The organism is Microvirga sp. BF8 (assembly GCF_059888585.1).
Genome location: NZ_CM187619.1, coordinates 3,791,997 through 3,817,452 on the forward strand (window position 1 = coordinate 3,791,997; position 25,456 = coordinate 3,817,452).

General features: G+C 62.9%; 20 protein-coding genes and 1 riboswitch. Of the genes, 7 read left to right on the plus strand and 13 right to left on the minus strand.

Annotation, left to right across the window (positions count from 1 at the left end):
• The 4 genes from AC522E_RS17980 to AC522E_RS17995 form a co-directional block, all read right to left on the minus strand.
• Positions 1-465: a tripartite tricarboxylate transporter TctB family protein gene (locus AC522E_RS17980; protein ID WP_500747597.1), complete on the minus strand. Its 465-nt coding sequence runs from the start codon at positions 463-465 to the stop codon at positions 1-3.
• Entirely contained in the window at positions 465-1,421 is a 957-nt protein-coding gene (locus tag AC522E_RS17985) for a tripartite tricarboxylate transporter substrate binding protein (RefSeq protein ID WP_500747598.1), read from the minus strand. The genes AC522E_RS17980 and AC522E_RS17985 overlap by 1 nt, the downstream gene beginning before the upstream one ends.
• 144 nt (positions 1,422-1,565) lie before the next feature.
• Complete coding sequence (locus AC522E_RS17990) at positions 1,566-2,243, minus strand: RraA family protein (protein WP_500747599.1); 678 nt, start codon at positions 2,241-2,243, stop codon at positions 1,566-1,568.
• Between the two features lie 50 nt (positions 2,244-2,293).
• Positions 2,294-3,286 carry a hydroxyacid dehydrogenase gene (locus AC522E_RS17995; RefSeq protein WP_500747600.1) on the minus strand — a complete coding sequence of 331 codons (993 nt, stop codon included), beginning with the start codon at positions 3,284-3,286 and terminating at the stop codon, positions 2,294-2,296.
• A 207-nt stretch (positions 3,287-3,493) separates the two neighbouring features.
• Here AC522E_RS17995 and AC522E_RS18000 point away from each other — a divergent pair, with 207 nt between their 5' ends.
• The gene (locus AC522E_RS18000; protein WP_500747601.1) at positions 3,494-4,360 is read left to right on the plus strand and encodes a LysR family transcriptional regulator; all 867 of its coding nucleotides are present in this window, start codon (positions 3,494-3,496) and stop codon (positions 4,358-4,360) included.
• Between the two features lie 210 nt (positions 4,361-4,570).
• On the opposite strand, the gene AC522E_RS18005 is transcribed toward AC522E_RS18000, so the two are convergent.
• From AC522E_RS18005 to AC522E_RS18015, 3 genes are all read right to left on the minus strand, one after another.
• Positions 4,571-4,912 (minus strand): phosphate acyltransferase, encoded by a 342-nt coding sequence (locus AC522E_RS18005; protein WP_500747602.1) that lies wholly within the window; start codon positions 4,910-4,912, stop codon positions 4,571-4,573.
• Positions 4,913-5,141: 229 nt separating this feature from the next.
• Complete coding sequence (locus AC522E_RS18010) at positions 5,142-12,578, minus strand: RHS repeat-associated core domain-containing protein (RefSeq protein ID WP_500747603.1); 7,437 nt, start codon at positions 12,576-12,578, stop codon at positions 5,142-5,144.
• Between the two features lie 406 nt (positions 12,579-12,984).
• Complete coding sequence (locus AC522E_RS18015; RefSeq protein WP_500747604.1) at positions 12,985-13,455, minus strand: Arm DNA-binding domain-containing protein; 471 nt, start codon at positions 13,453-13,455, stop codon at positions 12,985-12,987.
• 643 nt (positions 13,456-14,098) lie between these two features.
• Between AC522E_RS18015 and AC522E_RS18020 the strand changes: the two genes are divergently transcribed.
• Positions 14,099-14,623 carry a DUF2243 domain-containing protein gene (locus AC522E_RS18020; RefSeq protein ID WP_500747605.1) on the plus strand — a complete coding sequence of 175 codons (525 nt, stop codon included), beginning with the start codon at positions 14,099-14,101 and terminating at the stop codon, positions 14,621-14,623.
• Positions 14,624-14,632: 9 nt separating this feature from the next.
• Here AC522E_RS18020 and AC522E_RS18025 read toward each other — a convergent pair whose 3' ends face one another.
• Positions 14,633-15,247, minus strand: a complete 615-nt coding sequence (locus tag AC522E_RS18025) for a DUF938 domain-containing protein (protein ID WP_500747606.1) — start codon at positions 15,245-15,247, stop codon at positions 14,633-14,635.
• 244 nt (positions 15,248-15,491) lie between these two features.
• On the minus strand, positions 15,492-16,370 hold the full coding sequence (locus tag AC522E_RS18030) for a LysR substrate-binding domain-containing protein (RefSeq protein WP_500747607.1): 879 nt from the start codon (positions 16,368-16,370) through the stop codon (positions 15,492-15,494).
• Positions 16,371-16,468: 98 nt separating this feature from the next.
• On the opposite strand from AC522E_RS18030, the gene ampC reads away from it, so the two are divergent.
• Positions 16,469-17,653 (plus strand): class C beta-lactamase, encoded by a 1,185-nt coding sequence (ampC, locus tag AC522E_RS18035; RefSeq protein ID WP_500747608.1) that lies wholly within the window; start codon positions 16,469-16,471, stop codon positions 17,651-17,653.
• Positions 17,654-17,859: 206 nt separating this feature from the next.
• The gene (locus AC522E_RS18040; RefSeq protein ID WP_500747609.1) at positions 17,860-18,273 is read left to right on the plus strand and encodes a hypothetical protein; all 414 of its coding nucleotides are present in this window, start codon (positions 17,860-17,862) and stop codon (positions 18,271-18,273) included.
• Positions 18,274-18,496: 223 nt separating this feature from the next.
• On the opposite strand, the gene AC522E_RS18045 is transcribed toward AC522E_RS18040, so the two are convergent.
• Positions 18,497-19,069: a hypothetical protein gene (locus tag AC522E_RS18045; RefSeq protein WP_500747610.1), complete on the minus strand. Its 573-nt coding sequence runs from the start codon at positions 19,067-19,069 to the stop codon at positions 18,497-18,499.
• Between the two features lie 98 nt (positions 19,070-19,167).
• Positions 19,168-19,229, plus strand: a riboswitch (Fluoride riboswitch).
• A 102-nt stretch (positions 19,230-19,331) separates the two neighbouring features.
• On the opposite strand from AC522E_RS18045, the gene AC522E_RS18050 reads away from it, so the two are divergent.
• The 3 genes from AC522E_RS18050 to AC522E_RS18060 are packed head-to-tail and all read left to right on the plus strand — an operon-like array spanning position 19,332 to position 20,297.
• On the plus strand, positions 19,332-19,484 hold the full coding sequence (locus AC522E_RS18050) for a hypothetical protein (RefSeq protein ID WP_500747611.1): 153 nt from the start codon (positions 19,332-19,334) through the stop codon (positions 19,482-19,484).
• Between the two features lie 37 nt (positions 19,485-19,521).
• Complete coding sequence (gene crcB / locus AC522E_RS18055; protein WP_500747612.1) at positions 19,522-19,917, plus strand: fluoride efflux transporter CrcB; 396 nt, start codon at positions 19,522-19,524, stop codon at positions 19,915-19,917.
• A gap of 2 nt (positions 19,918-19,919) precedes the next feature.
• Positions 19,920-20,297 (plus strand): DUF190 domain-containing protein, encoded by a 378-nt coding sequence (locus tag AC522E_RS18060; protein WP_500747613.1) that lies wholly within the window; start codon positions 19,920-19,922, stop codon positions 20,295-20,297.
• Between the two features lie 163 nt (positions 20,298-20,460).
• Here the strand turns inward: AC522E_RS18060 and AC522E_RS18065 are convergent, their stop codons facing one another.
• From AC522E_RS18065 to AC522E_RS18075, 3 genes are read right to left on the minus strand one after another with little or no spacing between them, the layout of a single operon-like run.
• Complete coding sequence (locus tag AC522E_RS18065; protein ID WP_500747614.1) at positions 20,461-21,582, minus strand: ABC transporter permease; 1,122 nt, start codon at positions 21,580-21,582, stop codon at positions 20,461-20,463.
• A 3-nt stretch (positions 21,583-21,585) separates the two neighbouring features.
• Positions 21,586-24,360, minus strand: coding sequence for a ribosome-associated ATPase/putative transporter RbbA (gene rbbA / locus AC522E_RS18070; protein ID WP_500750752.1), 2,775 nt, complete (start codon positions 24,358-24,360; stop codon positions 21,586-21,588).
• Positions 24,361-24,368: 8 nt separating this feature from the next.
• Entirely contained in the window at positions 24,369-25,436 is a 1,068-nt protein-coding gene (locus AC522E_RS18075; protein ID WP_500747615.1) for an HlyD family secretion protein, read from the minus strand.
• Positions 25,437-25,456: the final 20 nt, after the last annotated feature.

The following is a 25,456-nucleotide window of genomic DNA, read 5'->3' on the forward strand; positions in this document are numbered from 1 at the left end:
TCAGAAGGGCCAGATCGGCATCTGGACGCCAAGACCGACGATGAAGACCAGGGCGCCGAAGGCGGTCAGTCCGACCGTAAGCAGAATCACCTCGCGCCATCTGGACTCGCGGTCCGCGAGGCTCCCGACCAGGAGCAGCCAGACCGAGGCGGCTACGAAGCCGAAGTACTCGGCAATAAACGCAAAGCCCACGACCGAGAGCAGGATGATGGCAAGAGGACGGAGGTTTGGGATCGTGATGTCCTCGCGGGCCCGGAAGAGTCCCATCCCGCCGACGGTCAGCCCCACGACGATCAGGAGCCAGCAGACGATCCTCGGCAGGTAGCCCGGCCCCATCGCGGCGGCAGTGCCCATGGTCAGGTCGCGCCCGGCCCAGAGGCCGAGCGCGCCAAAACCCACGAACAGGATGGCCGTCAGGAGGTCCGGCCGATCGCCGGTGCTGCCAGCCCTGCGTGGACCTGCCATTATTTCTGTTCCTTGACCAACTTCCAGATTTCGCCGAGACGCTCCGCCCTTGCCGGGAGTTCCTTGCCCCACTCTTCCGACGACCGATAGGAGAGTGCAAGAGACTGCTGTTTGGCCTGGGCCTGGAACTCAGGATTGTCGAGAGCCTTCCTGACGGCATCCGAGTACTTCGTCCTGATCGCCTCGGGAACCTCGCATCCCATGGCGATGCCGCGCTCCGAACTCATGATGACGTCAAAGCCCTGCTCCTTGGCCGTCGGCAGGTCGGGTGCGATGACGGCGCGCTGATCGGCGAACTGGCCGAGGGCCTTGAACGCGGCCTTCTCACCACCTTGGAATTCACCGACGTTGATTCCCGTTGCCATGATGTGCCCACCGAGCAGCGCCGTCCTCGCCTCATTCGCACCGTTGAAGGTGACCGGGGTCAGATCGATGCCAGCGGATTTTTCCAGTTGCAGCAGGGCGAGGTGCTCGTCCGTTCCGAGGCCGGTCGTGCCAATGGTCACTTTACCGGGGTTGGCCTTGGCGTAGGCGACCAAGTCTTTGAGCGAGTTGAACGGGGAGTTCGCCTGCACGATGAACGCGCCGGGATCCTCGACGATGCGGGCGACCAGGCAGACTTTCTTGGGGTCGAAACGGACCTTCCGGTCCATCTGCATCGTCAGGTAGCCCGGCGTGTTGAGAGAGGACAACGTATAGCCATCAGGCTTGGCTTGCGTAAGTGCAGTATACGCGATCTCACCGGATGCACCGGGCCGGTTCAGGATGGTGATCTTCGCACCGAGTTCCTTCTCGATGTAAGGCGCAAGCGTCCGGTTCATCACGTCCGTGCCGCCCCCCGGCGCGAAGGCGACGATCATTTCGATCGGCCGGTCGTTCGGCCATTCGGCATGAGCGGTTCCGATGCCGATCAGCATCGACGTGACAAGTGCGGTAGTCGAGATCAGTTGCTTCATTCGTTCCTCCCATGGACAACGGTCACCGTGACCGCTCAAGCGTTTCGGAGTTCACCTCCGAAATCATTTGGATTCCATCGCGTGAGCGACGGTGACTTGACCTTCCCCGGCGCTCGCCCGTGCATAGCGAGTGCCGGGACAGCCTTATGCCGGCAATTCGCAGCCCAGTTTGACGAGCGTTTCGTTGAACCAGGTCGGCTTGTGCGTCCCTGCGTTGATGGCGTCCATCTGCTTGTTCTCGGCGGCATGCTTGGCCACGGTCTTCTCATAGACGTCCGCGACGTCATCGATTGGCACGACGACCACGCCGTCGGCATCCCCGAGGACCAGGTCGCCCGGCATGACGACCATGCTGCCGATGGCGATCGGGCAATTCACCTCGCCGGGACCGTTCTTGTACGGGCCGCGGTGCGTCACCCCAACCGCGTACGCCGGAACATTCATTTCCAGGAAGGCATCGGCGTCGCGAATGGCACCGTTCAGGACAAAGCCGACAACCCCGCGCCTGCGGGCGTAGTCGAGCATCATCTCACCCATGAGGGAATTGGTGACGTCCCCACCCGCATCCACGACGATGACATCGCCCTGCTCGGCCATATCGATGGCCTTGTGCAGCATCAGGTTATCGCCAGGCGGCGCCTTCACGGTCAGTGCGCGGCCGGCGAGCTTGCCCTCGCGGTGCATCGGGCGGAGTTGCGCTCCCGCGGCGCTCATCCGGTGCATGCTGTCGCTGACGTTGGCAACGGGCAATTCCTTGAACTTCTCGACCCATTCCAGGTCGACCGCGCGTTCCCGGTTCCGGACCCTAAATCCTATGCTCAATACCTTCTCCTCTCAGATTTCCGCCACTGCAAGTCCGATGCACCGATGGCTCAGGTCGATGCCTTCGCGAGAGCGCGATAGTTCACGATCCTCTCCCGACCCGGGTCGCGGCCCTGGATGACGGCCAGGATCCCCTCGACTGCATCAACCCCGACCCGGGCGTTGGCCTGCTTGGTCACGCCGCCGATGTGCGGGGTCACGACGATCTGCTGCCGGCCCCAGAAGGGGTGATCCTGGGCGGGAGGCTCGGTCGCGAAGGTGTCGAGGCCGGCACCCGCGATGTGTCCGCTGTCGATGGCCATGACCAAGGCGTCCTCGTCGATCAGGCCGCCGCGGGCGGTGTTGACGACATAGGATCCGGGTTTCATCAGGCCGATCGCCCTGTCGTCGAGGAGGTTGCGCGTCTGCGGGGTCAGGGGGCAGTGCAGACTGACGATGTCGGACGCGGCGAGAAGATCCTCGATGGCAACGTCCCGGGTGACGCCGGCTTCGGCGAAGACGGCGCCATCGGCAAAGGGGTCGAAGGCGCGGACATGGATTCCAAGGGCTTTCGCATACACTGCCGTATGCCTCGCGATGGCGCCGAAGCCGACCAGGCCCATTGTCATGCCATTGACCTCGATGCCCGCAAATCCGGCCTTCTCCCATCGGCCGGCGCGCAGGCTGTCGTCGAGTGGCACGATGCGCTTGACTGTCGTCAGCATGAGGGCAATGGCGTGCTCAGCGACCGAGCGGGCGTTGGCACCTGCTGCTACGACAACAGGGATTTCACGACGGGTCGCGGCATCGACGTCGATGTTGTCGACTCCGACACCGTGCTTGGAGAGGACGCGCAACGAAGGGGCCGCATCGATCGCGGACGCACCAAAGCGCCCCATCCGGACAACGACCCCGACCGGGTCGACATCGGCGACAATCCGGACCAGATCGTCCTCGTTCGTATAGGGAGGGACATAAGCGACGCTGTAGCCGTTGTCGGCTATGAGCTTGACGGCCTGCTCATTGATGGCGGGGCCAGTGACCAGGATGTTGCGGCTGACCATGCGCTCCTCTCGATCGGGACGAGCGAGGACGCGGAGCGAGGCTATCGCACCTTGGGTCACATCCTCCCCAGCCCCGAAGCTTTTCCTTCGGTGTTTTGTTGGCGAAGATTCGTAGCATGAGACCTCCTTGAAAAAAGCAAATAATTCTGACAATCATATCCAGATTTTCTGAAGATGTTTTAGGTCGGCCAAGTGGATATCCGTCAATTGAAGACATTCATCGCAATTGCGGAGCATGGAACGCTTGCCAAGGCAGCCCATGCCATCGGACTGACTCCATCTGCTGTCAGCCAGCAGATCCAGGCCTTGGAGAGTGAGGTTCGGGCTGAACTGTTCGATCGCTCCACTAGGCCCATGACGCTCAACAGTCATGGCCTCCAAATGCTGGAAGCCGCGCACAACCTTGTGCGATCCGCTGACGACGTAATCGACGCCATCTCCGGCAAGGCGATCACCGGAACGTTCACGATCGGATCCGTCCGGTCCAGTGCATTGTCACTACTGCCTCGGGCGCTCGTCGCATTGAAGGCGGACTACCCCGAACTCAAGAGCAAGCTCCATGTCGCCAACAGCGACGAACTCCTGAACGACGTCGTGTCGGGACGGCTTGATTTGGCAATGGTGGCCGAGCACTCCGGGGTTCCCCCGGCGCTGAGATGGAGTCCCTTCATCAATGAACCCTTGTTCGTGATCGCCCCACCGGGCACGCTGCAGATGCCTGCGGCGGAAATGCTCTCGGCGCTCCCGTACGTGAGGTTCAACAGCAGGTTCCGCCTTGCCCAGTTGATCGATACCGAGATGGCAAGAAGCGGCATCGCTACGAACCCAATCGCGGAGATCGACACCATGACCGCGGTCGTCGCCTGCGTGGTCCACGGCCTCGGTGTCTCGGTCGCACCTTACAGCGCCCTGAAGGAGGCCCTTGGGGAGGTCGTATCCGCCCCGTTCGGAAACCCGCAGGTCTATCGGCGGATCGGGCTGATCGAGCGCCGCACGAGCACGCGGACGATCGTGATCGACCGACTGCACCAGCATCTCGTTGGCTTCAGCGGGGAGTATGGGGTAGCGCGCTAATGCCCATCCTGGGAATGGTTGCGGCGGTTCCGAGCCCAGGGAACATTGGGCTTGGTAACGAAGGTCCGGTTAGGGTCAAACTGAGCCGGTGGGCGTGGCCTTATGAAGGTCAGCTTACCCTATGGCTACGGAAGTTCGGCTTTCGTCTGCCTTGTGCCATAACGCCACGTTCGCCCTTTGGCATTGGTATGAGTTCCATTGCTCCAAGGACTACTCAGCGATAGCGGCCTCAACCGACGTCGGCGCCGTCATGTTTGTAATCCGCCGGACCGTACTCGTCGGCGTCAGGATATGCACTGGACGCTTGGCCCCAAGCAGAACAGGCCCGACCGCGACTCCCTGCCCCGTAACGGCCTTGAGAAAGTTGAAGGTGATGTTGGCTGCATCCAGGTTCGGCATCACCAGCAGGTTTTCTGCCCCGGTCAGGCGCGAGTTGGGGAACATGTGATCAAGAACACCCTTGTTGAGGGCCGCATCCCCGTGCATTTCACCCTCGACCCCAAGATCCGGGGCTTGGCCCTGGATCGGCTTCAGGGCTTCCCGCATCGTCACGGCCGAGGCCGTCTGGGGCGCTGCCGAGGCTCGAATGCGACAGCAGAGCGACCCGCGGCGTGACGCCGGCCATCGTCGCGGCTGCTGGCAATGGTCGGCGACCTCTGGCAACCAACCCTTGGTGATGCTGTGCCCGCCGAACTGTCCCGACCCCGGACAAGTGCGAACATTTCGTGACAGCCACCCACCTAAGTGAGGACACCGACAGCGGCGGCCCAAGCGTGCCCCCTTATTTCCCCAAGAAGAGGTATTGCGGCCAAACGGCTATGCGCGGGGTCACAATGATGCCCCCGGTCTGGATGATCAGCGACTGACAGTCCTTTGTCGTGCAGAAGTTGCTTGTGGCCACCATGATCCTTGGCAAAGCCATTCCTGGGAAGAGCTGGTTCAGGATATTGGCCACGTAGAGCGTGGTCCGTTCGGCATGCGCTCCAGGCAGTTTTGCGGCCACTTCGAGTTCGTTCGACAGCATGGCATTGCGTATGGCGGGAGAGATATCCCTCGTGCCACCTCCGATGATGTCGAACCGTGTGGTCCGGAGATTGGCGAGAGTCTGCCCACCATAAGCCTGAGCGCGGTGAAGCATGCTTTGGAAGAAACTCAGGCGCGAAGCCATCGCTTGTGCTTCGGCGGCCAACTGTGGCCCGATCTCCTCAGTTTCCTCTTTCAGCGCCTCGATCGCGCCGGGGTTTTGCGAAAGAACTGCCGCGCCCAGTGACGCTGCCGCAGGGCCCGACCTGGCAAACAATGCCCCCCCCTGGGGCATTGCCCTGAGGATCGCGCCGCGCGTGCCCAGGATCACCGCCGTGGTGGCGGCAATGGCCGTAACGGCCGTGTAGTAGTTCTGAACTCCCTTCAAAACCCGATCGGACGTTACGACGTCGTGGAATGTCCCGGACCCGCCCCAAACCCAGTGTTGGAGAACGCCCATGTCGGAGCCAGGGTTATAAGGCGCAACTCCCTCAGTGTACGAGCCCGGCGGAGCCGCCTGCGGCGGTGGAGGTGGAGGTTGGAAGGGTGGCGCAAGGCCGCTCCAGACACTGCCTCCACCTCCACCTCCACCGCCGCCGCGGTCGTCGCCGCCAATGTCGATCGGGATCTGGATGATGTCCCCACCACCCGCGCCATCGGGGCCGGAGGGGGCAGGACAAAGCTCGGGCCCGAGGCATCCGCCGTCGAGACCGAGAGGATCGACCCTGTCGACGACTCGCCCGCCGACATAGGCATAAGGGTTCGCGTCGCCGCCCCAGCCGTGGACCGTCAGCGGATCGGCGCTGACAAAGCGCTGGAGGTGGGGGCTGTAGTGCCGTGCGCCGAAGTAGATCAGCCCAGTCGCGACATCCTCCTCCTTTCCGGTGAAGTGGATGTCCTCGCGATGGGACTGCCATCGCGCTGGGCGGTAGTCGTAGTCGGTCGCGCCATAGGGCTGGTAGCCACGGTACTCGACGAGTTCGCTGGTATCCTTGTCGACCACGGCGCTCGTGGATCCGAGATGATCGTTGAACAGGAAGAAGACGTGGCGGTCGGATGAAGCCTGGGGCAGTCCCGCGGCATGCACGACCTTGCCGAAGCCTGCCAGGTACACATGCTGATGTTCGGCCGAGCCATCGTAATCGTTCGTGACCGCGTCATACGTGGTTCGGTCGAGCCGCAACGAGCCGAAGACGTCAACCACGTGGCGGTCGCCCGCCGCCGAACTCACGGTCCTGATAACGCGTTCGCCCCGTGAGTAGGCATTGCGCGTCCCGGCCGCCATGGATCCGGCGGGCGGGTTGGGATATCGCGGCATGCCCAGGAGGGACGCATAGTCCCAGCGCTGCACGCGCGCGAGCTGGTTCACCTCGTCCCAGTCGTAGAGGAACCGCTGCGAGCACCCCTGACCTGGCCCGAGGCATGGTGCCGTCCGTTCGAGATCGAGGGCGACGAGGTTGCCGGCGGCGTCGTGGAAGGCCGCGATCTCGCCCCCTCCGTTGGCCGCCGTGACGAGCTGGTTGGGCTTGCCCGAGGCATGCCCGACCGTCACGTTGCTCAGTCCCCGGTCGTAGATCGCCTGCGGCAGCTCGCTGTTCCCGAGGAGGTTGCCGAAGCCGTCGTAGGTATAGCTCAGGGTACCGGGGCGAGATGGCAGCGCTAGCTGCGGAACCGGAAGGGTGCTTCCGACCGCGATCTCGGAGTTGAAGGGGGAGACGAACGCATCGTTGCCATGGGACGCGATCGTCTGCGTGACGCGGTACTGTGCGTCACGCTTGATGTCGCCCAACTCCGTCGGCTTAGCGCCCGCCGGCCAGAACTGCGGATCGCGCAGGTCCTCGACCTGGGTGATGTTGCCGGCAAGGTCGTAATGGAACTTCTGGTTCACGAGCTCCGCCTGGAGCGTCGAGCCATCGCCCGGCGGAACGTAGCTACCCCCGGCTGCCCAGGGTCCCGCCGTCCGGGAGAGCTTGTAGGTCTCGAGGCGGCGGTACACGTCCGGGGTCATCTCGGCCAGCGTGCCGGCGACATCACCGAAGCGCAGGCGCGTGACGAATCCGTCCGCGTCCGCGCGGGCCTCGGTCAGCAGCGGCCCGTACGAGCTCTCGATCTTCGTGACCAAGCCGCGGGCCGAGTAGTGGGGCTGGAACTCGCTGACGCCGTTCACCAGCAGCTCGGGGGCGTCCGCGCCCGTGGATTGCTTCGTGCTCCGATCGAAGCCGTCGAAAGCCGTCCGGATCGCATATAGGTGGGCGGCGTAGCGGCTCGCCAGCAACGGCGAGGACGCACCGGGCTTCGCCATGCGGCGGGTCGCGGCAGCCGCGCGGCCGCGGCCGTCGAAGGCGAACCGCATCTCGCTGCCGCGATCCTGCACGGCGACCAGACGTCCCTTGGAAGCGAGGTCATAGGGCTGGTCGGGCAACTGCTTCGCATCGTAGATGTTGAAGACTTCCGTGCCGTCGCCGGTGGCGGGGTTTGGGGCGGTGTAGGACTCATGGGAGGTTTGGCAGGGGCTGTAATCCTCGTAGAGCAGCCGGCCCGCACGATCGTAGACCAGGTTCTTGCCGCACCCCCGCGCGTCCCGCGTTCCGACCAGGCGGCCGCTCTTATCGTAGGCATAGCGCCATGCCCGCATGGTCCCGACGGCGACCGTGTCGGCCGGGTCGTCCGTAAAAGCTGACGTCGTGTTCGGCTCCGCGTTCTCGACCATCCGTCCGAGCGAGTCGAAGCGGCTCCAGCGCAGGTAGCGCCGGATGGCCGTAACCTGCATCGGACCGGCCTCGGCGAAGCGCCGCTCCAGCGCGACAACCTCCCCGGTCGGCAGGTGTTCGAAGCGCGTGTCGGCGGGGGCGTTTCCCTCCTTTGTGCTGCGGATGATGCGGCCATGACCATCGCTCTCGAGCCGGGCGAAGGCGCCCGCGTGGGGACTCCCGGTCTTCACGTTCTCGGCATCCCAGACGTCCACCGTCAGTCCGTGGTGGTCGCGCCGCAGCAGAACCTCCCCCATGTTGCCGCGGCTGATGGCTCCCAATCGACCGAGCTCGTACGATGCCACCAGGGCCGCAGGCGCCCCGATCGTGCCCACGGGGAAGGCGCCGGGCGCTCCGTTGTAGAACCAGGGCCGGAACCAATGATCAGGCCTGCCGAGTAGATCGCGCGTGGGTCCGGGATCGGCGATCCAGGGGCCGGCGTCGCCGGCCCCTGGATCTGCCTGTGTGAGCGTCACAATCGGCTGCCCGAGGCTGTTCGCGTAGTGCCAGCTTTCCCGGTTGCCGGCGTCCGCCGACTGACGGGTGACCTTGACCCAATGGACCGGACCCTTGGGAACCGCCTCATATTCATAACTGACCTCCGGCAGGGTCGCCTGCGGGGTGGACGGGTCGGGTCCCTCGACCCCGGAGACGCGGCCGAGCAGGTCGTACCGGAAGATCGACCGCGACAGGCTTGGACTCGTCACGGACGTGAGCGCACCGAGCCCGCGGTCATAGTCGAGCATCGTCACCAGGGCGTCCTGCATCGCCCCGCAGCCGCTGACGAACCGCGTGCGTGACTGCGGCAGATCCATGTACGGTTGCGAATACGCGATGCGCTCGCACTGCCCGTCGGCCCCCTGGCTTTCAGTGACATTTCCATACGGGTCGTAGTCGAGGGTGAGGAGCGTGTGGGTCACGCCGTTGGTGGCGGCGCTGGCCGGCTCCGGCGCGATCGGGGTCGCCGAGCCGGACTCGTGCCAGCGCTCCAGGGGCAGCGCTCCGGACAGTGGTGCCTCGACCTTCCTCAGGCGGCCCGCGGGATCGAACGTGAACTGGACCTCCCGTGCGGGTCCGTCGGGTACGAGCGAAACGACCTGGCCTGTACCGTCATAGGCCGTGCGCTGCTTCGAGGGGCGATGGACCCCGGCACCCGCCACGAACTGCCAGTCGACATGGCTGAGGATCGGGCGATCGACCGGGACTGAGGTGGTCAGGACGACGCGCCCGTCATCCCACACATCGGTGAGGTTTCGCTCGCCGTCGTACGACTGCCGCTGCCTGAGGCGCACCGGCTCCGCGCGCAGCAGGACGGTGTCCGAGGTCGGCGGGAGCCGCGGGCCATGGTCGACGACGTTGATCGGCAATGGTTTTGGCGCTGGGACAAACGCCGCCGTGTCATAGAGGAAGGTGTTGACCTCCTGCGCATAGGTGAACACCTGCGGGGTGGCCGTGACGGAGCGATCATCGGCCCGGTAGGTGTAGCGCGTGGTCGAGGCATACTTGACGGGGTTGAGGTGCTCGACCTGGATCGGCAGGCCCTGCAAGGCGTCGCCCTTGTCGGTCTCCGGGTTCGCGCACGGCCGGCTCCGCGGCGTCTGGGGAAGCGCGGGCTCCCACCCGTCCGGGGCGAGGCAGCCGCCGAAGAGGAACTTGGTGTCGACGGAGTCGATGTCGACGGTGCTGCGGACCCGGCGGAATCCCCGGAAGCGCCCCCTCCAGGTGTCGAAGACCGGCTCGCGGTAGGCGAACGTGGTCTGGCTCCAGGTATCGTAGGGGCTGGGCGCGTTCGACTGGGTCGTGATGCGGGTTACCACCCGCAGAGGCATCGGCGAGTGGTAACGCCAGTCGCCCGTGTCAGGATCGTTTGGATCCTTGGGCCACACCGGAGCGGCGCCCGCCGCTCCGGCCTCAAGGCTCGCGACCGTGTCGTACCAGTACTCGGTGGTGGCGCCACCGCCATGGTTGATCCGCCGGAGGAGCCCCGGGGCCGGCCCGCCCCGCAGGCCTGGCCGGGTGACGCCTTGGCCTTCGGCGAAGTCGAACCCCTCGAGGTCGAAGAAGTACGCCTTGCTGGCGGACGGGTGGGGCACGCTGTTGATCAGCACGATGTCGTCGACGCCGTTGCCGTTCATGTCGGCGAACAGCAGCCGCCGAATGGGCTGCACGAACTGCGGGTTGTCGGGATAGAGATCCAGGCGGGCGTGGCGCAACGTCCGGCCGTCGAGGTTGAGGAAGACGTCGATCGCGGTCCCGGAGCTGGCCGAGATGAACGAGACCAAGTCGGCGCGGCCATCCCCGTTGACGTCGTGGAAGAAGATGTCATTGGCCCCGTTCTGGTACAGTCTGGGGAGGATGGGGTCCCCGGCGAAGCCTTTCAGGCGGACCTGCTTCAGGGCCGTCCCCGTTACGGGATTCCGGCCGGGCGGGGCCGTTGCGTCCTCGCAGCCGGTGTCCGGAATATCCTCGCATCCGAACGTCCCGTCGCCGCGGCCCGGCAGGTAGACGAAGTCGCCCGGATCGGCCGCTGGGTCGTGCGTGGTGACGTAATCGAGCAGCCCGTCGCCGTTCATGTCCGCCAGGGCGGCGTACCGCGGCGCGGGCCACTGCGACGAGGAGGCGTCCCCCACGCCCAGGGCGAGATTGCTGTCCACCTTTTTCGAGAAGGCCGCGACGGTTCCATCCACGTTCCGCAGCGAGAGCGTGGCCTCCGTTTTGATGGGTTTACCTATCTGGCTCGTGACGAGATGAATGGCATCGACGAGTCCGTCGCTGTCAAGGTCGCCGAGCAGATGGGGCGGAGGCAGCTTGGACGGCAGCGTGGGCGCACTGGGCGCGGTCGGTCCGGTTATCTTCCATTGCGGGGTACCGCCGACCGGCTGGTCCGGCACGATCCGCCGGAACTCCTTCGGGAAGCCGTCGTCGTAGGCTGCCGGCCCCCCTTTGCGCCGCAGGAACGTAAGCGGCCAGTGCTCGCCCCAGTACCCGAACGCCGTCAGTCCCTTCACCGGCGCGAAGGGGGAATCCTGGTTGAGGCCCAGCGCGGCACAGCTCATGTCTCTGTCACCGCTGACACCGTTCTGGGGCTTGTTCAGGAAGATGGGGTTCCCGGTGTAGTGCGACTGCACGATGTCGGCGAGCCCATCACGGTTGATGTCGATGAGCGCGACATCCTCCGCCCCGAGGAGGGGTTGATGACTGGGATGGGGGCAAGTCCACGGCAGGCGCAGCTCCTGTTGCCGGAAGCCGCCGAGAAGGATGCCGTCCTGGTAGGGCGGATAGTCCCTGAAATGCGCCTCCTCTGTGTAGTCGAACGTCGTGGGGGGCAGGTCGGCGCACGCGGTGTTGTCCTGGGGGAGCTGCCAAACATCCCGGTCATCCCCGATCGGCTGCTCGTGCACCCGTGTGCCGCATCGACCCCAGAGCTTGATGCCTGCCAGAAAGGGGCGTCCGCGCATCTTCATGTGCTCGGTGTGGTAGAGGAGCTCGTAGACGCGCACCCTCTGACGAGGCTCGTTCACGTCCCGGTCGCGGCTGGCGATCGCGATCCGCCTCAGGCGGGCGTCGGGCGCCCGCAGGGCCATCGGCGGCTGCACCTGCAACGGGATTCGCCGCTCATCGTAGTTCAGGTGGATGTGATGCGCGTACTCGTCGGTGCTGGTCAGGCTGCCCGCGGTTGGGGCGGTATAGTAGACGTCCTCCAAGCGGCCGCGGTCCTGGTCCTCGCCCGGGAGCTTGTGCTTCCAGACGTAGCGGACGACGTTGCGCGTGCCGGCCGCCGCGTCGGACTGGCCGACGATGTTCCAGCGCACGGCCCACTGGGATCGGCGATCCACATCGAGGGCGCGGTGATCGGCGGTCTGGGGCGGCACGCCGAATTCCGTGAAACCCCCATCTGGTTGAAGCACCCGCCAAGTGAGGGCGTCTGCCGACCTGAGCACCTTTGTCGAGGTGCGCTCGACCTGGAACCTGTAAAGCACCCATCCATCGGCCCAGGACGGGTTCCGGTCCGTGCGGCAATCGTCCGACGTGGAGATGGCTGGCGCCACCACCGTGCAGATCTCCGCCAACTGCGCGCCGGAGAGTTCGTAGTGATCGGACCCATCGAAGCGCGGGGGACGGCCTGCGATGCCGCGCAACTCGATCGCGGGGAGGCCCAACGACCATCCCTCGCCGGCCACGTCCGGCCCACGCGTGTGGACGTAATGGAGTCCGAGACTGGGCTGCACGCCGCCGCGGCCGGGCGGAAGCGCGAAGGGATAGGAGGCGGTGGCCGTGCCTGTGACCGAGTCCACGGTCCCGGAACCCGCGCCGCCGAAGGTCCCTTCGTCTCCGGTGATGGGGGCGCTGCCCATGATGTCGGCACGAACGGATGCGACGGTGCCTACCAGGCACACGAGCGCCCCGAGGGCGAGCTGCGTGAGAGCGGGTCGCGTGGAGCCCATCCCGCCTCCAGTCCAGGCGCTCAACGGTCAGGCACCCGGTCTTCGTCGGCTGAGGCTCAAGCTTACCACATTGTGCGCGACGAGACATGGTGGCCATGGGCTTCGCGGCGTTCATACCTCGCATGATCCAGCAGGATGTCGACCATGCTGTGATTGCGGATTACCCACGGGGTGTGCTGACCAGATGTTCGGCACAGGCGTTCGGGCAGATGGGTGAGCCTTATTGCTGTCTTTCCCACTGAAAGGTCCGGATCGGGTCAAACTCGGCCCTTAATCGCTGCCGTGTACAGGTCTGCTCGCCGCTAAAGTGCGGACGTTTGAGCTACGTCAGGGACATGCTGATGCTGCACTGGAAGCGGGTCCGGCGGGACGTCCGCGTCCCTGCCGGGGGCCGCTCCCATCCCGCCTATTTCGACGGCAGAGCGTGACCCAGCGTTAAATCAATCCGACATCTGCATGCGCCGCGGGCCGAGCTCCGGGAAGCATATTGCTTCAGGGTGTTGATCCACTGGGCCGCATGCTTAGAGTTCTTCCAGCTGGCCTTGTATTCGGCATAGACAAGCTCGGCGGCCTCGGCGAACGTCGGGATTCGAGCCTGTGCCTTGCGCTCGGCCAGGGGATCGCAACCCTCACGAGCCATTTTCCGATATGCCACGGCCTTCTCACGTGCGTCAGCGAGAGTGACCAGTGCAAGCCCTCCAAGACCGATATCGCGCCTTCTGCCGCGAACGACGGTGCGGAGGATCCAGCGCTTGGCCCCGGTGGGCTCAACGACAAGATAAAGACCATTGCCATCGGCGTATCGGCCCGGCTTGCTCAGCTGCCGAACACGGACTGCCGAAAGCGCCTTGTCTGGATGCCGCCCTGCCCGCTTCAACCTACGCCCCACAATCCAGCCCACAAACGTTACCGGATTGTACAGGACAGAATGAACAGCTTCGAACAGCCTCCAGCGCCTAAATTGCTAATATCTCTCAGGGATTTCGGACTGTATCGGACGGTATCGAACTGTTTGCAGGCGGACCCCCTCTCCGCCATTTCCCTCCAGAAGCCTGGTCCCAGCCTCAGATCCAAGCGCAGCTAGGATCCGTAACACTCTCCTGGTACAGAGAGGTGGTACAGAATGGCTCTCCCCATGGACCGTCTCTGGAAGTATCCCGCCCCTGGAATCTCCTTGCGCGAGTGGAGCCCTCTCGTCCACCGGCCGATCCTCGGAAGGGCGGTGGAGAAGAGCCGTTTCGGGGCCAGGGAACTGCAGGCCACCAAGACAATGCAGAGACAGGTTGCCGCCCCGGTCCAGGCCAAGTGGAGGCACAAACCCAGGACCGCCGCGACGTCCCTCGCTCACGATCGGATCCAGGTGCCCATAGAAGGAGCCGCCACCACGGCTGCCCACAGGGATGAGGCAGGTGCCATCGCGCGGCGGGCGTTCGGGTCCGATCAGGACCGCTTCGCCGCCCGGTCCGTTCCTTGCAAGCCGGACGTTTCCAAATGGCCCGATCTGAGCGCAGGAGGCCGTCATGAATGGCAATGAAAGAACAACCGGAGGCTTTCCGGTCTCAGCAGGCATCCTGTTCGGGCTCGGCCTCGGCGGGTTCTACGATGGCATCGTGCTGCATCAGATCCTGCAATGGCACCATATGCTCACCAGCGCCGGCTACCCGCCGGAGAGCGTAGAGAACCTAAAGGTGAACACCCTGTGGGACGGCCTCTTCCATGCGGGAACCTACGTCTTCACTGCCCTCGGACTTTGGATCCTGTGGCGTTATTCCCGCACCAACCATGTCCGGTGGTCGGGCAAGCTTCTGGCCGGCACGTTCCTGATGGGCTTCGGCCTCTTCAACCTCGTGGAGGGCATCATCGACCACCAGATCCTCGGCATCCATCACGTCAACGAGACGGCGCCGCGGGAGCAGTGGATCTACTGGGACATCGCATTCCTCGCCTGGGGTGCCGTGATGCTGATCGGCGGTTGGCTCCTGCTGCGGTCGGGTCGCAGGGAAACCGCTGACAGAGCCGCAGCCCCAAAACACCGTTCGACCTAACCGGTGCCACTACCGCCGGAACACGAGGCTGAGATTGTTGGCGGGCATCGGGATGCATTCCACGAGGTCGAGCCCGTGGGCGCGGGCATGCTCCGCCACCTCATCAAGATCGCGGACGCCCCACTCCGGGTTCCGCCGCCTGAGGTCCTGATCGAAGGCCTCATTGCTTGGAGCCGTGTGGGCACCGCTCTCCTTGTAGGCCCCGTAGAGATAGAGCACGCCTCCAGGCGGGAGCACCCGCGCTGCCCCAGCCAACAGCCCCAGTGTTGCCTTCCAGGGTGAGATGTGGACCATGTTGATGGCGACGACGGCGTCAGCCCCCGTGACCGGCCACTCCGGAGCGGCGGCATCGAGGGTGAGCGGCTCGAGAAGATTGGATAATCCCGAAGCGGCTCGATGGGCAGAGATGCTGTTCAGAGCCTGCTCGTCCTGGTCGGTGGGCTGCCATGTCAGGTGCGGCAACGCGGCGGCGAAATAGACGGCATGTTCCCCGGTCCCACTGCCAATCTCCAGAACCTTTCCGGCTGGAGCGAGGACACGTCTCAGGACGGTCAGGATCGGATCGCGGTTGCGCGCCACCGATGGTGACTCCAAAGCCTGGCTCGGGTTGTACGGGGTCGTCATCGCGGCCATTCCCTTCCGATCTGTATCAGAGCTGTCAAGTTCCCGCTCCGGACGCAGAGTGCCAAGTTCTCCCGTAGCGTAGTTCTACGTTGAGTGAGGGACAACAGTTCGAGTCACTGGCCGCTAGCTGGTTTGCAGGGCAGTTTCCGACGATTCCCACTCCAAGCCCTCTGCACCAGCGGCGGCGCATGAGGCGATCCGTTGTCGGACTGAACGGGCACAAGCCCGTCGAGACTGGCGACCGTCACCATCCCAATCTGGCCACCTTCGGCACGAGCCAATCCCGAAAGGCCTCCATTCCTTGGGTCAGGGCCCTGGACTTGAGCCACGTCAGCCAATAGGAGCCGGCCAAAACCTCGACCTCGAAAGGTTGCACGAGCCGCCCAGCCGCAAGAGCGCGCTGGAACATGCAGACCGGAACGAGAGCAACGCCCAGACCCTGCGCGGCAGCCTCCGCCATCGTCACGGAACTGTCGAACATCGGCCCGCGGATGGCAGGACATGGGGTCTCCGCCATCCCGAACCAGAGAGGCCATTCCTCAACACGGTACGAGCGCAGCAGAGTTTCACGTGCGAGATCCGAAGGATGGCGCAGGCGCTTGGCAGTCGCAGGCGCACAGATTGGCGAGAACGGTGTCGACAGGAGATGAACGGCTTCTGTTCCGTGCCATGATCCGTTGCCAAATCGGAGAGCGAGGTCCAGTCCATCGCCTGCCACATCGACCCGGTTGTTGTTGATCAGCAGGCGCAGGTCGATGAGGGGATGCCTGGCTCGGAACTCGTCCAGGTGCTGGAGCAACCATCCGTTCGCGAAAGTGCTGTTGCACCCGACCGTGACGACCTCCTCGATCTGGCCGTGTTCCAGCCGACCAAGGGTCGCACCGATCCGTTCAAACGCTTCCGTGAGCACAGGCACGAGCACCTGCCCTTCGTCCGTCAAAGCAAGACCTCGCGGCAGTCTGCGAAAAAGTGTGACGCCCAGCATTTCCTCAAGGCCTTTCACCTGATGGCTGATCGCGGCCTGCGTCACGCGCAATTCAAGCCCTGCACGGGTGAAGCTGAGATGCCGGGCGGAGGCTTCGAACGCCCGCAAAGCATTGAGGGGAAGATGCGGTCGGATCATGCCGAAGACCAAGTTTTTCTAATGGCTTCATCGAGAATTCCTCGTTTGTGGGAATCCGGTGCATTGGTCAAGTTCTGCCGGTCAATGGAGGAACTGCCATGATCACACGGCGATGGTTTGGAAGTCTTGCAGCCGCTTCCTTGTTCTTCGGCCCAGGGGTCCATGCCTCTGAGAGCGGCAGCCAGGATCGTCTCGTGCAGATCGTGAATGAAGCGATCCGGGCCGTCATGGAAGAGAACAAGGTGCCGGGCATGGCCGTGGCGGTCACGGTCCACGGCAAACGCCACTTCTTCAATTTCGGCGTTGCCTCGAGGGAGAGCGGGCAGAAAGTCACCGAGGATACGCTTTTTGAGATCGGTTCGATCAGTAAGACGTTCACTGCGACTCTCGCATCCTATGCGCAAGTGACGGGAGCCCTGTCATTTTCGGACAAGGCGAGCCGATATATGCCCGCTCTGGCGGGCAGCAGCTTCGACCAAGTCAGCCTTCTCGATCTCGGCACCTATGCGGCGGGTGGCCTGCCCTTGCAGTTTCCCGATGGCGTTACTGATCGGAACACGATGATCGCCTATTACCGAAGCTGGCGCCCGACCTATCCGGGCGGCACCCATCGGCAATACTCGAATCCCAGCATTGGTCTGTTCGGCCACCTCGCCGCCAGCAGCATGGGCAAGCCCTTCGACGACCTGATGGAACGCATGCTCTTCCCGGCGCTCGGCCTGAAACGGACTTACATCAGGGTCCCCCCGGACAGGATGGACGACTACGCCTACGGCTATTCCAAGGACGACAAGCCGATCCGGGTGACGCCTGGCATCTGGGACTCGGAAGCCTATGGCGTGAAGATATCGGCAGCCGACCTCATGCGCTTCGTCGAGGCGAATATGAATGGCTCGAGGTTGAACGAGACCATGCAACGCGCGATCGTGGCAACGCATACCGGATACTATAAAGTCGGGGAGATGATTCAGGGTCTGGGATGGGAGATGTATGCCTATCCGATGGATCTCGGCCGGCTGCTTGCGGGGAACTCCGTCCAGGTGATGTTCAAGCCTAATGAAGTCCGCAGGCTTTCGCCGCCACTGGCGCCTCAGGAAAATGTGCTGATCAACAAAACCGGATCGACAAACGGCTTCGGTGCCTATGTGGCTTTTCTGCCTGCCCAAAGTATCGGCATTGTGATGCTGGCGAACAAGAACCTCCCCGTCCCCGCCCGTGTGAAGGCCGCGCACCGGATCCTGACCGCGCTGGACAGCCAGTCCGGCGTGACGCGCCCGCACTGAGATCGCCCGCCTTTTGCAACTGTCCGAGAGGCGATGAAAGGTGCACGCCACGCGCATTGCATGCGCGTGGCGTGTCTGCGTGGTTTCTGAAGTGCGGGGATGCATGCCCGCGGGAGACGCCAGTTGGGACAATCGGCCCTATCGCATCGGGCCGGGCGGCCAGAACAATCCGTCGAGTTGCTCAGTAAGGACAGCTGATGAGACATATGGTTCAAATAGGGTTTGCTGCCCTCCTCACGCTGGCGGCAGTCATCCCGCCGGTCCAGGCCGTATCGGGGCGAGGCAGACTGGACAAGGGGCCGTTCGCGCCTGCCGAAATGATTCCGGAGAGACCCGCCCGCTGCCATGAGATCAAGGATGTGATCCAAAACGTTCCAAATCCGCCTGGATTGGATCGGGTCGACTTCAGCGCGGTCGGCGCTCTCAGCCTCGTGCACTTCGACGGGGTGCTCGCCTATATGGGAATCTGCACCGAGCCGGACGCGAAGGTCCTCTGTGTAACCTACAGTACGAACGACCTGAAGGTCGGCGATACCGTGATCATGACCGGAAGCTATCGCAAGATGGCTGCGAACTTTGTCATTCTTGATCCGTGTCTCACGAGTCGACCAGAGCCATAGATCACCGCCCGGAACAGCTTGGCACACAGTCCGAACGGCCGCTCTGACGAGATCGCCGCGAACTGCGTCGCGTCAGGAGGCAATGATCATGGCAATGGAGAAAGCTGCGATAGGGCTTGGCTGTTGGATTGTCCGGCGGATCAGTGGCTGTAAGAGGCACCCGGAGATGCGCCGTGTCCTGTTGACAGAGGATTCTTGCCTGTCCCGAGCAGAAAGACCAAGCTCAGGAACTGCGACGAGAAGGATGGTTCAAGCTCCACGACGGGTTCATTCTGTAGACGGGCGCTGTCGAAATCACGCGGCGGCGGAACTCGAACCGAATGCGACCCTGTGTGAGGAGCGGCCGTAACCCGCGCAGGATGTCGTCGCCAAGATCAAGCGTATCCCGCAGATCCGCCAGAAGTCGCTGTGCATGCTCGGTCCGGGCAGTCCCGGACGTGGTATTCGCGAGAGCCTCAATGTCCCGAAGCAAGGTGAGGAGACACGTATAGAAGCAGGCCACCTGCCGTGGAAGCGGGGGGTCGAGGCGATCGAGACGATCGGCCGTGCTTTCGTAGAGCGTCGCTGGCGGCAGGATCAGGACGGGGAGATTGCTCCCGACCTCCCCGTGTGCGATCCGTTCGAGGTCGGAGACGAGGTCATGCATCTCGATAGCCCGCAGGATGGCGGCGATCCCGCCGACCAGGGCGGAGGCGAGTCCCCGTCGACCCTGGCGGTTCCCCCCGACATGCAGGCTCCAAAGGCAGGCCAGGATCAGGCCACCTCCACCCAGCACCAGGGCTGCCATCGCGCTCATAGCATCTGCCTTCCGCCCCCGGCGCAGCATCATAGCACGAAGGTCACTTGCGGCCGCACCGTTGACGTTCACGGCACGATTTTCTACCTTTTCCAGGACAGGTCGAAGGGGATGGAGTCCCCCAAAACCGCCCATCCGGGCTGATGACTCCTGCCGCGTGGCGACATGCGGTGGGGATCAGCCATTAAACCCGCCGCCAGCGGGTTTTTTCACGCCGCCACGCACCCACTGGATCCGGCCACAGGCCGAGAGGAGAGGTGCAATGGAAAACGTCTGGCTGGATGCGCACGTCGTCGATAACCTGCTGGTCGCGGGTTACATGAGCCATTCTGCGCTCTGTAACCGTATCATAGGCCGCGCCACGGTCCGCCTCATGGAACTCGCGCCGTGTCAGGTCCTGGTGATCAAGCAATGATCGTCCCGCTCGGCCGGGGCAAAAGGGGGGCATGCCCATGATGTATCTCTATGTCATGGTGGGGAGCGCCCTCGGCGGCGGGGCGCGATATTGGTCCTCGGGCTTCGTCGCCACCCATTTCGGCGAGACATTCCCCTGGGGCACCCTCATCGTCAACGTCGTCGGTTCCTTCATCATCGGGTTCTTCGCGACGATTACGGGACCCGACGGCCGCCTGTTCGTCAGCACCGAGACCCGGCAGTTCGTCATGGTCGGCTTCTGCGGCGGCTACACCACCTTCTCGTCCTTCAGCGTCCAGACGCTCGCCCTGATCCGGGACGGCGAGGTCGGACGCGCCGGGGGCAATATCGTCCTCTCCTTCTTTCTGTGTCTGGTGGCGGTCTGGCTCGGCCATATCGCCGCTTCGTCCCTCAACCAGCTCAAAGGTGCCTGACCATGCAAATTCCCCGGAACGCGATGCTGCTGCGAATCTTCATCGGCGAGGACGACAAGTGCCAGGGCCGCCCACTCTACGAGGCCATTGTGCTGAAGGCTCGCGAGATGCACATGGCAGGTGCCACGATCCTGCGCGGTCCGATGGGCTTCGGGCATTCGAGCAGACTTCATACGACCAGGATCCTGCGCCTGTCCGAGGACCTTCCAATCGTGATTGAGATCGTCGACAGCCAGGAGAAGATCGATGGCTTCCTGCCCGCCCTGGACGAACTCATGGGAAGCGGGCTCGTCACCCTCGAGAAGGTGCAGGTGCTCCAGTACGGCACGGACGGCAACCTGACCGCCGGCACGCCTCCGACATCCGGCCCCAAGCCCTGATCCCATTCGTTCCGCAATGATGGAGAGGAGGATCGCCGTGGCGAGGTCGGCAGGACTCGTGCATATCTACGCATCCGTAAGCAATGCACTGAAGGGCTGGAGCTGGTCCGGATTTCCGAAGGTGGGCGCAAAGTTTGCTCGCATGGCCCGCCCGTACAGGTGCCTATGACATCTCTGCGATAGACTTGCGGAATCTTGCCAGAGAGAAGCTGAATAAGGCCGCGCCCAAAATCAGGAGCGCCAGGAATTGTGGCCAGACCACGGATAAGCCTGCGCCGCGATACAGGATGGCCTGCGCAAGCATGACAAAATAGGTTGTCGGGGCGATGAGCATAACATACTGGACAAGTTCCGGCATGCTCTCGCGCGGAGTTGTTCCGCCCGACAGCATCTCCAGCGGGATCATGACAAGGATGAGCAACATTCCAAATTGGGGCATGTTGCGAGCGACCGTGCCCAGGAAGATTCCCATCGATGTGGTGGCGAACAGATGTAGGAAGGCGCCGACCAGGAAAAGCGCAACGGAGCCTTCAATCGGAACCGCCAGAAGGCCCTGTACAATAAAAGCCAGCGAGAAGGCACAGGCTACGAGTACGACCAAGGCCATCGCCCATACCTTGCTCGCCATGATTTCAAGCGGCGTGACGGGCATGACGAGCAAATGCTCGATAGTGCCATGCTCACGCTCGCGGATCAGAGCGGCGCCGGTCAGTATGATCGACAACATAGTTACCTGATTGATAACCTCGATCACCGAACCGAACCAGGATTTCTCCAACTGCGGGTTGAACCGGGCCCGAAGAGCGAGGTCGACGGGAAGGATCGGCACGGAACGGTAACCCTCGGCAAAGGCGTTTATCTCGCCGTTCACGATAGCCTGTATATAGCCATTGCCCGTGAAGGCCTGACTCATGCGGGTCGCATCGACGTTAAGCTGAATCGCTGGCTGACGGCCGGCCAAAACATCTCGCTGGAAATTGGGTGGAATGTCGAGGGCGAAGGTATCCAGTCCAGCATCCATGCGAGCGTCCATCTCCGCCAGCGTAATCAATTCGGGCGGCAGAAACAATGGGGGATAGAAGGCACCGACAATGCGTGCCGACAGGGGTGAGCGATCCTCATCGACTATGGCGATGGGCGCCTTGTTCAGCGTCTCCGGCATCGCAGTGGCCCCGGCATAGACTGCGAACGTGAACGAATAGACGATGAGGAAAAGCATCATCGGATCGCGGGAAAGACTGCGCAGTTCCTTGATTCCAAGATTCAGGATGTTGGAAATGCGCATAAGTCAGGTCTCCTGCTTCTTCAGGAGCAGGACGCTTAGTCCTATGAGGACCGGCATGGCGATCAGCAGCGGCCAAAAGGAGCTCTGCAGATCGCCCAGACTTAGCGCCTTCGAGAAGGTTCCGCGGGAAATAGTCAAAAAATGCGTGGTCGGATAGATCCGGCCGATCAGGGCACCTGCACCTTCCAGCGAGGAAACCGGATCAATCATGCCAGAATATTGAACGGCAGGAATCAGAGTTGCGATGGCAGTGCCGAAGATTGCCGCGATCTGACTGCGCATGAATGACGAAATTAGAAGTCCCATCGCTGTCGCCGAGAAGGTGTAGACCAGTGCGCCCGCGGTTAAGGTCAGGAAGCTCCCATTGAGAGGTACATCAAAAACTGTGACAGCGAGCAGGGTCAGCAGCAGAAAATTGAGCATCGCAAGAGCGATATAGGGCAATTGCTTACCAAGCAGGAACTCTAGTTTGGTCACCGGCGTAACATAGAGATTGATGATCGAGCCAAGCTCTTTTTCGCGCACGACGCTAAGGGCGGCGAGCATGGCCGGAATGAGCAGCAGCAACAGCGGGATGACGGCCGGCACCATGGCCGGCAGGCTCTTGACGTCGGGATTATATCGGAAACGGGTTTCGATTGTTGCGAGACCTGCCATCGCCGTCTTACCGGCGAGCCATTGACTGTGCATGCCCTGAACATATCCACGCACGGTCTCGGCGCGCATTGGCATGGCGCCATCGATCCAAGCGCCGATCTCGACCTGTCGCCCGCGCGCGATATCACGTCCGAATCCCGGAGGAATTTCGAGCGCCAGCGTAAGCTCCCCCGCCCGCATACGCCGGTCGAGATCGTCATAGTCCTTGATCGGAGCTTGTTCGATGAAGTAGCGGGATCCAGCCAAGTTCAGCGTATAATCGCGGCTGGTCGTCGTCTGGTCCCGATCCAGAACCGCAAAGGACAGGTTCTCGACATCGAAGCTGATGCCATATCCTATGATGAACATCAGAATGATGCTGCCGAGAAGTGCCAGGGTCGCACGGATGGGATCGCGTCGCAGCTCAAGCGCTTCCAGCATGTTGTAGCTGAACATACGCCTGACACTGAAGAACCGGTTGGTCCTCCGAATCCTCGCAGGACTGGCTGGGATCGGCGTCGACGGAGCTGCTTTTTCCTCTACTGGCAGCAGTGGCAGCTGCAGCCCCGTCTCAGTGCGTGCCTCGACGCCTGCTCGATTTGCAGCAACGGCATCCTCCAGATAGCCGACAAACGCCTCCTCCAGGGATGTGGCGCCACGTTTCTGGACAAGGGCGGCGGGCGTATCGCTCACGAGGACGCGCCCCGCATGCATCAGAGAGATGCGGTCACAGCGCTCGGCCTCGTTCATGAAGTGAGTTGAGATGAAAATCGTGACGCCATCCTTGCGGGCGAGATCGATCATGATCCGCCAGAATGCGTCGCGCGCGATCGGATCGACACCCGAGGTCGGCTCGTCGAGAATCAACATCGCAGGCTCATGAATGGTTGCGACCGCCAGTGACAAGCGCTGCCGTTGACCGAGAGGCAGCTTGTCCGGCAAAATGTCCAGGACATCAGACAAATCGAACCGTCTTGCCATTTTCTCGATACGACCGGGAATAACGTCGTCCGGCACCTGGAACAACTTGGCGTGCAGCTCCATGTTCTGCCGAACCGTCAGCTCCGCGTACAACGAGAAGGATTGCGACATGTAGCCGACGCGCCGTCGGGTTCCGAGGTCCTGCGCATTAACGGGCTGCCCGAAGAGCCAGGCCCGTCCATCGCTCGCCTGAAGGAGCCCCGTCAACATTTTCATGGTCGTTGTCTTGCCGCAACCATTGGAGCCGAGAAATCCGAAGATCTCGCCACGTGGAATCTGAAAGCTCACATGGTCGACCGCCACGAAGTCGCCAAAGCGCATGGTCAGATCCTCAGCTTTAATAGCGATTTCCGCATCACTTTCAGAGCGCGGCACTATCTCTACCAATCTGTGATCGCGGCGCTTGTCCTCGGGCAATAATGCGATGAAGGCTTCCTCTAACGACGACGTCCCGGTTCGATCGCTCAGGTCTTGGGCGGTGCCGGTAGCCAACACGTGTCCTTCATCCATGGCCACGAGCCAGTCGAAACGTGCCGCCTCTTCCATGTAGGCAGTCGCCACCACCACGCTCATTCCAGGCCGATCGGACCGAATCCGATCAATTAACTCCCAGAACTGGCGGCGCGACAGGGGATCTACTCCAGTCGTCGGCTCGTCAAGGATCAAAAGGTCGGGATCATGGATAAGCGCACAGCACAGGCCGAGCTTCTGCTTCATTCCACCGGACAGCTTGCCCGCCGGACGGTCGACGAACGGTGCCAAACCGGTGCTCTCCACCAAAGCAGCAATTCGGCGCTTGCGTTCGGCCTGGTCCTGTCCGAACAGGCGGCCGAAGAAATCGATATTCTCAAATACCGAGAGCGTGCGATAGAGATTCTTGCCGAGCCCCTGGGGCATATAGGCGATGCGCGGGCACACATCCTGGCGGTGGCGCGCAAGGGCCATATCGCCACCGAGCACCTCGATCCTGCCAGTTTGCATGGCACGGGCCCCCGCCAGCACGGATAGCAGACTGGATTTTCCGACACCGTCGGGGCCGATTACGCCGACTGTACGGCCGGCCGGGAGATCAAGACTGATATGGTCGAGTGCGCGAGTCGCGCCATAAACGAGACTGACATCGCGGACCTGGGCAACGAAGGCTGAAGCTGCGCTGACCATGGCCCTTGTCACTTCAGAATATTCTGCAGATTGGACGGCCATTCGGCTGCTGGATCGATCTTGACGTACGCCACGCCGGGCAGACCAGTCTTCACATCGCGGATATATTTGCGCAATAGGTCGGGACCGATTCGCGCCTTGACCCGGAACATCAGTTTCTGCCGTTCGCTGGCTGTTTCGACCGTCTTTGGCGTGAACTGGGCGACATCTGCCACGAAAGAAGTCCTGGCTGGAACAACATACTGAGGCGCCGCGTCGAGGACGATCCGGGCCTCTGACCCGATCGCCACGCGCCCGGCCGCCTCCGTCGGCAGGAAAAAGGTCATGTAGACGTCACTGAGATCGACCATGTTGAGGACTCGGCCACCGGCTCCCAGGACCTCGCCGGGCTGAGCGACACGAAACTGCACCCGTCCGTCCCGCGGCGCCTGCAGGATACTGTCCCTGATATCGGCCTGAATTCGCTCGACCGTCGCTATTGCAGCGTCGACGGCCGCCTGCGCATTGATGACCTGGGCCTCAGCCGTACTGACAGCGGCATCCGCTGCCGCGACCTGAGCCTCGGCTGCGCTGACAGCCGCCTTCGCACTTTCGAAGCCGGCCCGGTCATCATCCAGCACCTGTTGCGAGGTCGTGCCCCGCGACGCGAGCTCCGTGGATCGAGCGAAACGCCTCTGTGCGGCATCTCGTTCGGCATCGCGCTGGGCTACCAAGGAGAGAGCGGCCTGTTTCTCGGCCTTGCGCTGCACCACCTGATGCCGTGCCGTCTCTACGCTCACGACGGCCTGCTGCCGCTGGGCTTCAGCCTGCTTGAGTTGAGCTTGAAGGGCATCGGTGTCCATTCGGGCGAGAACCTGACCCGCCTTGATAAAATCACCCTCGTCGACGAGAATCTCCCGGACGCGGCCTGCCGCCTTTGTCGCAATATCGATCTCGACGGCCTCGATGCGCCCGTTGCCACTTGCCAGACCTGCGGGCAATGCCTTTGGCTGGAGAAACCACCATGCCCCATAGATGGCCCCGGCGGCGGCCACGGCGGCCACAGTTCTGAGCAGCCACTTCTTCGACGTCATCATTGCTCAACCGATCCCACTTC

Excerpts from the sequence above, each read along its gene's own strand:
- AC522E_RS17980 (WP_500747597.1), bottom strand. The coding sequence starts at position 465 with ATGGCAGGTCCACGCAGGGCTGGCAGCACCGGCGATCGGCCGGACCTC.
- AC522E_RS17985 (WP_500747598.1), bottom strand. The coding sequence starts at position 1,421 with ATGAAGCAACTGATCTCGACTACCGCACTTGTCACGTCGATGCTGATC.
- AC522E_RS17995 (WP_500747600.1), bottom strand. The coding sequence starts at position 3,286 with ATGGTCAGCCGCAACATCCTGGTCACTGGCCCCGCCATCAATGAGCAG.
- AC522E_RS18010 (WP_500747603.1), bottom strand. The coding sequence starts at position 12,578 with ATGGGCTCCACGCGACCCGCTCTCACGCAGCTCGCCCTCGGGGCGCTC.
- AC522E_RS18020 (WP_500747605.1), top strand. The coding sequence starts at position 14,099 with ATGAATGGCAATGAAAGAACAACCGGAGGCTTTCCGGTCTCAGCAGGC.
- AC522E_RS18025 (WP_500747606.1), bottom strand. The coding sequence starts at position 15,247 with ATGACGACCCCGTACAACCCGAGCCAGGCTTTGGAGTCACCATCGGTG.
- AC522E_RS18030 (WP_500747607.1), bottom strand. The coding sequence starts at position 16,370 with ATGATCCGACCGCATCTTCCCCTCAATGCTTTGCGGGCGTTCGAAGCC.
- ampC (WP_500747608.1), top strand. The coding sequence starts at position 16,469 with ATGATCACACGGCGATGGTTTGGAAGTCTTGCAGCCGCTTCCTTGTTC.
- AC522E_RS18040 (WP_500747609.1), top strand. The coding sequence starts at position 17,860 with ATGGTTCAAATAGGGTTTGCTGCCCTCCTCACGCTGGCGGCAGTCATC.
- AC522E_RS18045 (WP_500747610.1), bottom strand. The coding sequence starts at position 19,069 with ATGAGCGCGATGGCAGCCCTGGTGCTGGGTGGAGGTGGCCTGATCCTG.
- AC522E_RS18050 (WP_500747611.1), top strand. The coding sequence starts at position 19,332 with ATGGAAAACGTCTGGCTGGATGCGCACGTCGTCGATAACCTGCTGGTC.
- crcB (WP_500747612.1), top strand. The coding sequence starts at position 19,522 with ATGATGTATCTCTATGTCATGGTGGGGAGCGCCCTCGGCGGCGGGGCG.
- AC522E_RS18060 (WP_500747613.1), top strand. The coding sequence starts at position 19,920 with ATGCAAATTCCCCGGAACGCGATGCTGCTGCGAATCTTCATCGGCGAG.
- AC522E_RS18065 (WP_500747614.1), bottom strand. The coding sequence starts at position 21,582 with ATGCGCATTTCCAACATCCTGAATCTTGGAATCAAGGAACTGCGCAGT.
- rbbA (WP_500750752.1), bottom strand. The coding sequence starts at position 24,360 with ATGGTCAGCGCAGCTTCAGCCTTCGTTGCCCAGGTCCGCGATGTCAGT.
- AC522E_RS18075 (WP_500747615.1), bottom strand. The coding sequence starts at position 25,436 with ATGATGACGTCGAAGAAGTGGCTGCTCAGAACTGTGGCCGCCGTGGCC.